The sequence below is a fragment of the Streptomyces milbemycinicus genome, from assembly GCF_002154605.1.
GTDB lineage: Bacteria > Actinomycetota > Actinomycetes > Streptomycetales > Streptomycetaceae > Streptomyces > Streptomyces milbemycinicus.
Genome location: NZ_MUNE01000507.1, coordinates 1 through 9074, shown reverse-complemented (window position 1 = coordinate 9074; position 9074 = coordinate 1). Strand labels below are relative to the sequence as shown.

The 9074-nt window shown below is 71.1% G+C and carries 8 protein-coding genes and 1 pseudogene; 1 reads left to right on the top strand and 8 read right to left on the bottom strand.

What is annotated here, in order from left to right:
• The 3 genes from CCN51_RS35855 to CCN51_RS35845 all read right to left on the bottom strand — a co-directional run.
• Positions 1-1667: immunity 49 family protein (locus CCN51_RS35855; protein WP_342749406.1), on the bottom strand; the 1667-nt coding region annotated here is incomplete at its 3' end.
• Between the two features lie 35 nt (positions 1668-1702).
• Positions 1703-2470 carry an NsdA family TPR-like regulatory protein gene (locus CCN51_RS35850; RefSeq protein ID WP_483883459.1) on the bottom strand — a complete coding sequence of 256 codons (768 nt, stop codon included), beginning with the start codon at positions 2468-2470 and terminating at the stop codon, positions 1703-1705.
• Positions 2471-2493: 23 nt separating this feature from the next.
• Positions 2494-3438, bottom strand: a complete 945-nt coding sequence (locus tag CCN51_RS35845) for an NADP-dependent oxidoreductase (protein ID WP_014177008.1) — start codon at positions 3436-3438, stop codon at positions 2494-2496.
• A gap of 101 nt (positions 3439-3539) precedes the next feature.
• On the opposite strand from CCN51_RS35845, the gene CCN51_RS35840 reads away from it, so the two are divergent.
• Positions 3540-4562 (top strand): GlxA family transcriptional regulator, encoded by a 1023-nt coding sequence (locus CCN51_RS35840; protein WP_055414208.1) that lies wholly within the window; start codon positions 3540-3542, stop codon positions 4560-4562.
• 415 nt (positions 4563-4977) lie between these two features.
• Here CCN51_RS35840 and CCN51_RS60245 read toward each other — a convergent pair.
• The 5 genes and pseudogenes from CCN51_RS60245 to CCN51_RS35815 form a co-directional block, all read right to left on the bottom strand.
• Positions 4978-5241 (bottom strand): annotated as a pseudogene (locus CCN51_RS60245) (NAD(P)-binding domain-containing protein); the annotation flags it as partial.
• A gap of 121 nt (positions 5242-5362) precedes the next feature.
• The gene (locus CCN51_RS35830) at positions 5363-6286 is read right to left on the bottom strand and encodes a carbohydrate ABC transporter permease (protein ID WP_014177011.1); all 924 of its coding nucleotides are present in this window, start codon (positions 6284-6286) and stop codon (positions 5363-5365) included.
• Positions 6283-7269 (bottom strand): carbohydrate ABC transporter permease, encoded by a 987-nt coding sequence (locus CCN51_RS35825; RefSeq protein ID WP_014177012.1) that lies wholly within the window; start codon positions 7267-7269, stop codon positions 6283-6285. Before CCN51_RS35825 ends, CCN51_RS35830 begins: the two co-directional genes overlap by 4 nt.
• A 237-nt stretch (positions 7270-7506) precedes the next feature.
• The gene (locus CCN51_RS35820; RefSeq protein ID WP_014177013.1) at positions 7507-8751 is read right to left on the bottom strand and encodes a sugar ABC transporter substrate-binding protein; all 1245 of its coding nucleotides are present in this window, start codon (positions 8749-8751) and stop codon (positions 7507-7509) included.
• Between the two features lie 173 nt (positions 8752-8924).
• Positions 8925-9071: a substrate-binding domain-containing protein gene (locus CCN51_RS35815; protein ID WP_281262473.1), complete on the bottom strand. Its 147-nt coding sequence runs from the start codon at positions 9069-9071 to the stop codon at positions 8925-8927.
• Positions 9072-9074: the final 3 nt, after the last annotated feature.

Here is a 9074-nt window from a genome sequence, read left to right as displayed (position 1 = left end):
AGGATGTCGAGGTCGATGGCGGCGTCGGAGTCGTCCGCGCGGTCGGCGACCCGGTAGTGGTCGCGGTGGGCTTCGAGGGCGTCGATGAGGGCAAGGTTGAAGCTCTCCTCGTCGCCCTCGACGAGCTGGGAGAAGAGAACACCGGGCGGCGGGAAGAAGCCCCAGGTCCTGGCCTTCTCGCAGTCCTCCAGCGCACGGTCGGTGGCCGGTTCGGGATCCACGCCCCGGAAATAGTCGTGGAGCGCCCGGCGGTACGAGGCGAAGGCGGAGCCGTCGCCCTCCAGACGGGCGGAGCCGCTGAGGACGAGCGCGGCGATGTCCTCGCGCCGCCCGCCGATCAGGGCGAAGTTCATGGCGGTGTGCCAGGCGCCGGCCCCGGCCTGATCACCGTGGTAGGCGGGGTAGCTGAGCGTGCTGTCGCCGATCGTCACCTCGACGTCCGTACCGGGCTCGGCGAGCGTGGCGCGGAACAGCGCCGCGCCCAGTTCCGCGGCGAGGCGCAGGTTTTCCAGCTGCTGGTCCGTGACGTCGGCGGTGAGCGAGGCGCGGGCCTTGAACAGGAGGTCCTGGTAGCGCACGGCATCCGACAGGTTCCAGGCGGAGAGCGGCTTTCCGTCCTCCGACGTCAGGGCCTCCCTGGTGTACTGCTCGAACAGGACCTCGCTCTCCGGGTGCATCTCCTGAGGGGCTTCGGGCCGCTCGACCACCACCGGCCCGGCGGCCAGCGCGGCGACCGCGTCAGGCCGCCGGACGCGGCCGTACGCCTGGACCCGCGGCCCCGCGGTCTCGAACCCGGTCACCAGCGCCCGCGGCAGATACCCGGTGTCGACGGGCGGCTGCCAGCCCTCGCGCCGGTAGGCGAGCGCGGCCAGGGCCAGCGGAAGGAGCGGCAGCAGCGTGCGGGGCCTGGCGCCGGGGCCGGGGACGGCGCTGTGCGGGAGCAGCAGCTTGGCCAGCGCGGTGCGGAAGGAGTCCCGGTCGCCGGTGGTCAGGGCGCGCAGCGCGTGCAGCCCGACGGACTGCGGCTGGTCGAGCAGGCCGCCCTCGCCGGGCGCGGCGTCGAGGGCCCGTATCCGGGCCAGCGCGGCGTCCAGCGCGGCGAGCTTCTGTTCCTTTGTCGGCGGGTAGTCGGCGTCGTCGTCTCCCGTGTCCCCGATGACGTACGCCATGAAGCCGTTGATGAGCTCGACCGCGGGCCGCCCGGCCCCGTCCTGCTCGAACGGCTTGCGGGCGAAGTGGAACGCCTCGCCGTGCCATGAGGCCCTGTCGGCGAGGACCGCCAGGCAGAAGGCGTCGAGCCAGTGGTGCGCGGAGATGGACTCCGGGTCGCCTTCGGAACCGGGGTCGTAGCTCATCCCGAAGTTCACATAGTCGAGGAAGACCTGGAAGTGGTTGGTCGGGTAGTACGCGGCATACGCCACGGCACCGGCGGCGGCCTCGGTGGCGTTGCCGAGGACGGCCTTGGCCTCCGGGGTGTCGAGGTCGGGCGTCCCGACGGACAGAGCGCCCAGGTAGTCGAGGAATTCCTCCGCGATCAGCTCCCACTCGTAGGTGGAGATCCGGCCGGCCCTCGACATGGAGTGGACCATCGAACCGATCCGGTTGGCGAAGTCCTCAAGAGCCGCCGAAACCGCGGCCTCGCCTATCTGGTGTCGCTCTATTCGCACTGCCTTGCTCCCCGTTCACGCGTTCGGGCGACAGCCTACGCGGACGCGGGGACGATCATCCGCGCGCGTTCGTGGAGCGCGCGGGCGGCGGAGTTCTTGAGGTGCGGGCGGACCAGCTTGAGCATCCGCCGCATGCGGTCGTCGATCCGCCCGCTCTGCACCAGGGGATATTCGTCGAGGGCGTCGTGCCAGGTCGCGCAGGCGGCCTCCAGATGACCCATTTCCAATTGGAATTCCGCCAGGGTGGCACGCTCCTTCACCCGTGACCGGCGATAAATGTCGTAGCACAGCCGGTCGGATTCCTTCATGGCCGCCACGGCGCCCGGTACATCGCCCAACTCATGCCGTACATGGCTTGCGTGGTAGTACAAAGCCGACGGGTCATAGGAGCCGAACACCCTCTCCCGGGACTCCGCCTTCTCCATGGCCACCTCGGCTTGGCCGAGATACGCCAATGCCTTGACACGATCGCCTACCTGCGCCGCCGCATGCGCCTGCTGCCCGACCAAAAAGGCACGCATACGCGGCCCGGCCGCCGGGGAAGCGGCGGCCGCCGCGTCGGCCAGCCGCATCGCCTCCCGGCCATGCCCCAGGTCAACGGCCTGAACGCTCATCCCCCGGAGCGTCGTGCAGTAGGTCAGGTGGTCCTCAGATGCCCCGGCGAACCCGCCGCCGGGTGGCCGCGCGTCGCGTTTCTGCGGCCCCAGGGCGGCGGGTACGAGTGGTACGCGCGGCCGGAGAGCATCGCGTTCCCCCAGGACGCACCCTAAAAGTCGGGCCAGGTTCTGTCCGGCGGGCCGCACGGACGCGACCCGCCGGACAGAACTCAAACGGTGAGGACGATCTTGCCCCGGGTCCGGCCCAGCTCCCCATACGCATGTGCCTTGGCCGCCTCCTCCAACGGCAGCACCGTGTCGACCTCGGCCCGCAGCTTCCCCTCCTCCACCAGCCGCGCGATCGCCAGCAGCCCCGCCGAGTCCGGCTCGACCACCGTCCAGCCGGAGCGCACCCCGGCCGCCTCGGCCGTGGCCGCGGGCGGAAGGTCGTCCCCGGACGGCAGCGTCACCAGGTGGCCGCCGCGGCGCAGCACGCCGAGGGACCTCGTTCCGTAGTCACCGCCGAAGGCGTCCAGGACGACGTCCACGTCCCGCACCGCCTCGGTGAAGTCCACGCGCGAGTAGTCGATGACCTCGTCGGCGCCGAGCCCCCGCAGGAAGTCGTGCTTCTCGGTGCGTGCCGTCCCGATGACATACGCGCCCCGCGCCTTGGCGATCTGCACGGCCAGGTGGCCGACGCCGCCCGCGGCCGCGTGGATCAGTACCCGCTGACCGGCCCGCAGCCCGGCCGTGTCGACCAGGGACTGCCAGGCGGTGAGTGCGGCCAGCGGCAGCGCGGCGGCCTGGACGTGGTCGATGTCCGTCGGCTTGCGGACGAAGCGCCGGGCCGGAGCGGTGACAAACTCGGCGTAACCGCCCGCCTGTTCCGGGAAGCGCGGCATGCCGAAGACCTCGTCGCCGGGCGCGAAGAGGGTCACGCCGGGGCCGACGGCCTCGACGGTGCCGGAAACGTCGTACCCGAGGATCGGGGGGTCGCCGACGGGGCCGATGGGGCCGTTGGCGCGGACCTTCCAGTCGACCGGGTTCACGCCCGCGGCACGGACCCGTACCAGGATCTCGGTCAGGCCCGGCTCGGGGCGGTCCACCTCGACCAGGGTCAGGACCTCGGGGGCACCCCACGCACGGGGACTGACGGCACGCATCGTCTCGCTCATGTTCTTGTCCTCATCTCTCTGGTGAGCTGGGACCACCAGCGTGCGCCGGAACGATCGATCACAGTGTTGGCAGTTTGGTCATGGTGCGACAGAATCTGGCCATGACGGTCGGTGGTGAAGGCAACCGCGGTGACGTGCGCGGCGAACGGGGCAGGCACCGCGTGGCGGTCCTCGCCCAGGAGGGCGTCTACCCCTTCGAACTGAGCATTCCGTCCCGGGTCCTGGGCAGCGCGGAAGACTCCGAGGGACGGTCCCTGTACGAGGTGGTCGTCTGCACCCCGGACGGCTCACCGGTGAGCAGCGACGCCGGATTCTCGGTGGCGGTCGAACACGGACCGGAGGCGCTGGCGACCGCGGACACCGTGGTCGTCCCGCCCACCAGCCGGCTCGGCCCCTTCGGGCAGGGCGATCCGCTGCCCCCGCGGACCGCGGCCGCGCTGGCGCGGGTCCGCCCCGGGACCCGCATGGTGTCCATCTGCACGGGCTCGTACGTCCTCGCCGCCGCCGGTCTGCTCGACGGCCGTCGCGCGACCACGCACTGGCAGGTGGCCCAGGACTTCCAGCGCGCCTTCCCCCACGTCAAGGTCGACGAAGACGTGCTCTTCGTGGACGACGGAGACGTTCTGACCGCCGCCGGGGTCGCCGCGGGCGTCGACCTCTGTCTGCACCTTGTACGCCGCGACCACGGTGCCGCCGTCGCCAACCGGGTGGCCCGCCGCTGTGTCGTACCGCCGTGGCGGGACGGCGGGCAGGCGCAGTTCATCGAACGGCCGGTGCCCGAGCCCACGGCTGCGACCACGGCCGCGACGCGTGCCTGGGCGCTGGAAAGGCTCCAGGAGCCGTTGACACTCGGTGAACTCGCGGACCACGCCCGGATGAGCCTGCGCACGTTCACCCGGCGCTTCCGCGACGAGGTCGGCGAGACTCCGGGCCGCTGGCTCACGGCCCAGCGCATCGAACTGGCTCGTCAGTTCCTGGAGACCAGCGACCTCCCGGTCGACCTGGTGGCCCATCGCGCCGGGTTCGGCACGGCCAACTCGCTGCGCCAACACATGCGTTTGATGCTGGGCGTCTCGCCGGTCGCCTACCGGCGCACGTTCCAGGCGGGCAACAGCCGCCCATGAGCCGCGCCTGGGCTCCGCTCCGCCGGTCAGGGCCTTGGGCCTACGCCGCCATGGGCACCGGAAACGCGAACCGCGGCTCCGCCCCCGCCAGCCACGCCCCGATCGCGAGAGCCGCCGTCGCCTCCACGTACACCGCGCGGGCGAGCCCGCCGCAAGGGATGGGCGTGCAGCCCATCGAGGTGATGAGCGCGGCGGTCCGGTCGAGGGCGCCCGGGTCGTCGCCGCAGAACGGGACGGCCAGCGGGGCGCCCTCGAACGCCGGGCGCGGCAGGGTCCAAATGCTGTCGTGGCAGAGGTTGAACGCCTTGACCACATGGGCGTTCGGGGCAGCGTCCGCCATCCGCCGGGCGATGGAAGTCGTACCGCCGGTGGACAGCGTCAGGCCGTCGTCGGTCGGCACGATGGGGTTCGTGCAGTCGATCACCGTACGGCCGTCGAGGACGTCCGCGAACCCCTTGACCAGTTCGGGCGCCACCTCCGCCGGGACCGCCGCCAGGACGACCTCGCCGTACGCCGCCGCGTCGGCGAGCGTGCCGTGCCCGGCGGCGCCGATGCGCTCCGCCGTGGCCTTGGCTGCCGCGTGGTCGCGCCCGCCGACGAGGACGTCGTGCCCGGCGCGGACCCACGCGCCGCCCAGTGTGGTGGCCATTCCGCCCGTGCCCAGAATGCCGATGCGCATGGTGCTCCCGTCGTGAGAAACCGTGGTGACGACGGGGACTTTAGGCAGGCCGACGCACACCGCGCGGTGTGCGTCGGATCGGGCAGGATCGGTCGGGCAGGATGCGGGCAGCGGCAGGCCACTACTCCTTGACAGCCCCCGAGTTCGCCCCCTGGACGAAGTAGCGCTGGAAGCAGAAGAACAGCGCCGCCACCGGCACCGTCGCCAGCAGGGCCGCCGCCAGCTTGAGCGGGTACTGCGTACCGCCGCCGAGGCCGCCCGAGATGAACCGCGCGAGCCCGGTCGTCAGCGTCTCGTACTGGCCGGACTGGGTGGCCACCAGGAAGTGCGTGAACTCGTTCCACGAGCCCTGGAAGGACAGGATCGTCAGGGTGATCAGCGCGGGCCGGGCCATCGGCAGCACCACCGACCAGAAGGTCCGGATCACCCCGGCGCCGTCCACCCGCGCGGCCTCCTCGACTTCCCGGGGGACCGACTCGAAGAACTGCTTCATGATGAAGATCCCGGCCGCGTCCACCATCAGCGGAAGGATCATGCCGGTGTAGGTGTCGAACAGCCCGAAGGTGTTCAGCACCAGGAACTTCGGGATCAGCAGCGCCACCCCGGGCACCGCCATCACCGCGAGGACGAAGCCGAACAGCACCGTGCGGCCCCGGAAGCGCAGCCGCGCCAGCGCGTACCCCGCCATCGAGTCGAACAGCACCCGCCCTGCCGTGACCAGGACCGAGACAAACGCGGAGTTGCCCAGCCAGCGCAGGAACGGTACCCCGTCCCCGGCCTGGCTCAGCCCGAACAGCCGCTGGTAGGCGGCGGTCGTCGGGGTGGTGGGCAGCAGCCCGAGGGGGTGCGCCGCCGCGTCCGGGTCCGTCTTGAACCCGGTCACCAGCTGGAGCACGAACGGCAGCAGATACAGCAGCCCGAGCCCCACCACCAGCGCATATCCCAGCACCCGCAGCGGCCGCGGGAACCGGCCGAGCACCGGACCCCCCTGCGCCCGGGCGGCGGCGGCCTTGGCGGCGGCCTTGGCGCCGGCCTTGGCGTTCATCGGTTCCTCCCGGGGCGGGGGCCGCGCTCCCGCAGCGCCCAGCGCTGCAGGGCGGTGATGCACAGGATCAGGGCGAGCAGGATGAAGGCGATGGCCGCGCCCTGCCCGAAGTCGGCGCCGTCGAAGGCGGCCGAGTACGACAGGAAGGCCGGCGTCAGCGTGGTGTTGCCCGGGGCGCCCTGGCCCATCACATACACCTGGTCGAAGACCTGCCAGGTGGAGATCGTCCCCAGGGTGAGGACGAGGAAGAGTACCGGCCGCAGCGCGGGCAGCGTGACGTACCGCAGCATCTGGCGGCGGTTCACGCCTTCCAGACCGGCCGCCTCCTCCAGTTCGCGCGGGATGTCCTGGAGGGCCGCGAGGAAGATCAGCATGAAGGTGCCTGAGGTCGTCCACACGGCGAGCAGGATGATCGTGCACATCGCGACGGACGGCCCGGACAGCCACTCGTACCAGGACAGCCCCATGAAGGAGTGGTCGGCCAGCGCGCCCGTGGGGTGGTCGGGGTCGACGATCCCAAGGCCGCCGAGCAGGAGCGAGAGCACCCCGCGCGAGTCGGAGAACCAGTTCGGGCCCTTCACCCCGATCCAGGACAGCAGCGTGTTGACCGCCCCGCTGCCCTGGAAGAGGAAGAGGAAGACGGTGGAGACCGCGATGGAGCTGGTGACCGACGGGAAGAAGAACGTGGTGCGCAGCGCGCCCCGCGCGCGCAGCAGCCGCTGGTTGACGATCAGCGCCAGCACCAGCGCGAGCCCGGTCTGCAGCGGCACGGTCAGCAGCACGTAGTAGGCGTTGTTGCGCAGCGAGGTCGCGAAGAGGGTGCGGTCGAGGCCGTCCTCGGTGAGCAGCGCCCGGTAGTTGTCCAGGCCGACGAACTTGGCCTGGCCGTCGAAGGGGTTGGACTGCCCGTTCCAGTCCAGCAGGCTCACCCACAGGGCCATCAGGATCGGCAGCACCAGGAACAGGCCGAGGATCAGCACCATGGGGCTGACGAACAGCCATCCCCAGGCGCCTTCTCCGCGGCGGCGCCCCGCGGACGGGGTGTTTGGGGTGCGGGGCGCCGCCTTGGGGCCGGACCCGCCGGGCGCGTCAGGTGCGCCCGGCGAGCCGGCCGTACGGGGACCCTCGCCGATGGCCTCGGGGGCCGGGCGGGGGCCGGACGACGCGCCGCGAGGGGTGCGGCGCGCCGTACGAGGGGTGGTGCGGAAGGGCATGGCGGCTCAGTTGCCCTTCGCGAGGGCCTGTTCGCCGTTGCGCTGGAGGTCGGCGAGGATCTTCTTCGGGTCGGTGGTGGGCAGCGACTGCAGTTCGGTGTTGAACTGGCTGAGCACCTTGTCGAATCCGGCGATGGTCACCGGGCCCTGCGCGTAGGCGTTGGCGTCGACCCAGGCCTTGGCGTCCGGCTCCTGCTTCGCATACTCGGCGAGGGCGCTGGTGCGCGAGGGCATCACACCGAAGCCCTCGGCGAACTTCAGCTGCTGATCACCGGAGCTCAGGTACTTCACCAGGTCCACGGCCGCCGACTGGTGGGCGCTCTCGGCGGCCACGCCCCAGCAGTTGCTGAAGGCGAGCGTGCCCTTCCCGGCCGGGCCCGCGGGCAGCTGGACCACCTTGTACTTGACGTCCGGGTAGTCGAGCTTCATGGCGCCGGTCAGCCAGTTGCCCTCGATGGTCATGGCGGCCTTGCCCTTGCCGAAGGCCTCACCGCCCCAGCTGGTGTCGACCTGCTTGGCGTACTTCATCGAGCCGGACTTCAGCAGGGACTTCACAAAGCCGAGCCCTTCGGCGTTCTTGGCGCTGTCGGCGGTCATCTTCGTCTGCCCGGCGTCGGTGATCCACCCGCCCGCCTGCTTCAGGAAGACGCCGAGCCGCTGGTACTCATCGCTGGTGACCAGGCCGGTGACCCCGTCCCCGGTCAGCTTGCCCGCGACCTTGCGCAGCTGCTCCCAGGAGGTCGGGTAGTCCTTCTCGGTCAGCCCGGCCTTCTTCCACAGGTCGGTGTTGATGGCGAGGGCGAGGGTGGAGGTGTCCTTGGGCAGGCACACCAGCTTGTCGTCGTAGGTGAAGGAGGAGCGCAGCTGCTCGGCGAAGTCGTCCGCGTCCTTGATCTTGTCGCCGTACGCGTAGAGGGAGCCGCCCTTGGCGTAGTTGGCGAACATGTCGGAGTTGACATAGAAGACGTCCGGCGGCTTGTGCCCGGCGAAGGACTGCGCAAGCTGCTGGTTCATGTCCTTGGCGGCCTCGACGGTCACCTTGTTGCCGGACTTCTTCTCGTACGCGGCCGCCGCCTCCTTGACCGCCTTGGTCTCGGCGTCGCCCGAGGTGGCTATGAGCACCTTCAGGTGCTGTTTGGCGCTGGTGTCCTGCTTCTTCTCCTTGTCGCCGCCGAAACTCGACGAGCATCCGGTGGCGGTCAGAAGCGCCGCGCAGGTGAGGAGGGCGGCGGCGGCCGTGCGGGGGACCATGATTCCTCCGTGGATTCGGGGTGGTACGTGCGGCTCGAGGGGGGTGGAGGAGAGGTGATGTCGGGGGCGCGGCGCGTCGGGGCGCCGGCGTATCAGGGGACCGGCGCGTCGGGGCGTCGGTGTGTCAGGGGGGCGGTGTGTCAGGGGCAGCGGTGTGTCAGGGGGTCGTGGCGTCAGGGGGTCGGGGCGTCGGAACCCGGTGCCGTGGCGCTGTCGCGGACGACGAGGGACGGTTCCAGCAGGACGCGCTCCGGTGCCGCGTCCTGTTTGGCCATCCGGGCCAGCAGCAGCCGTACGCACTCCCGGCCGACCGCCTCCAGCGG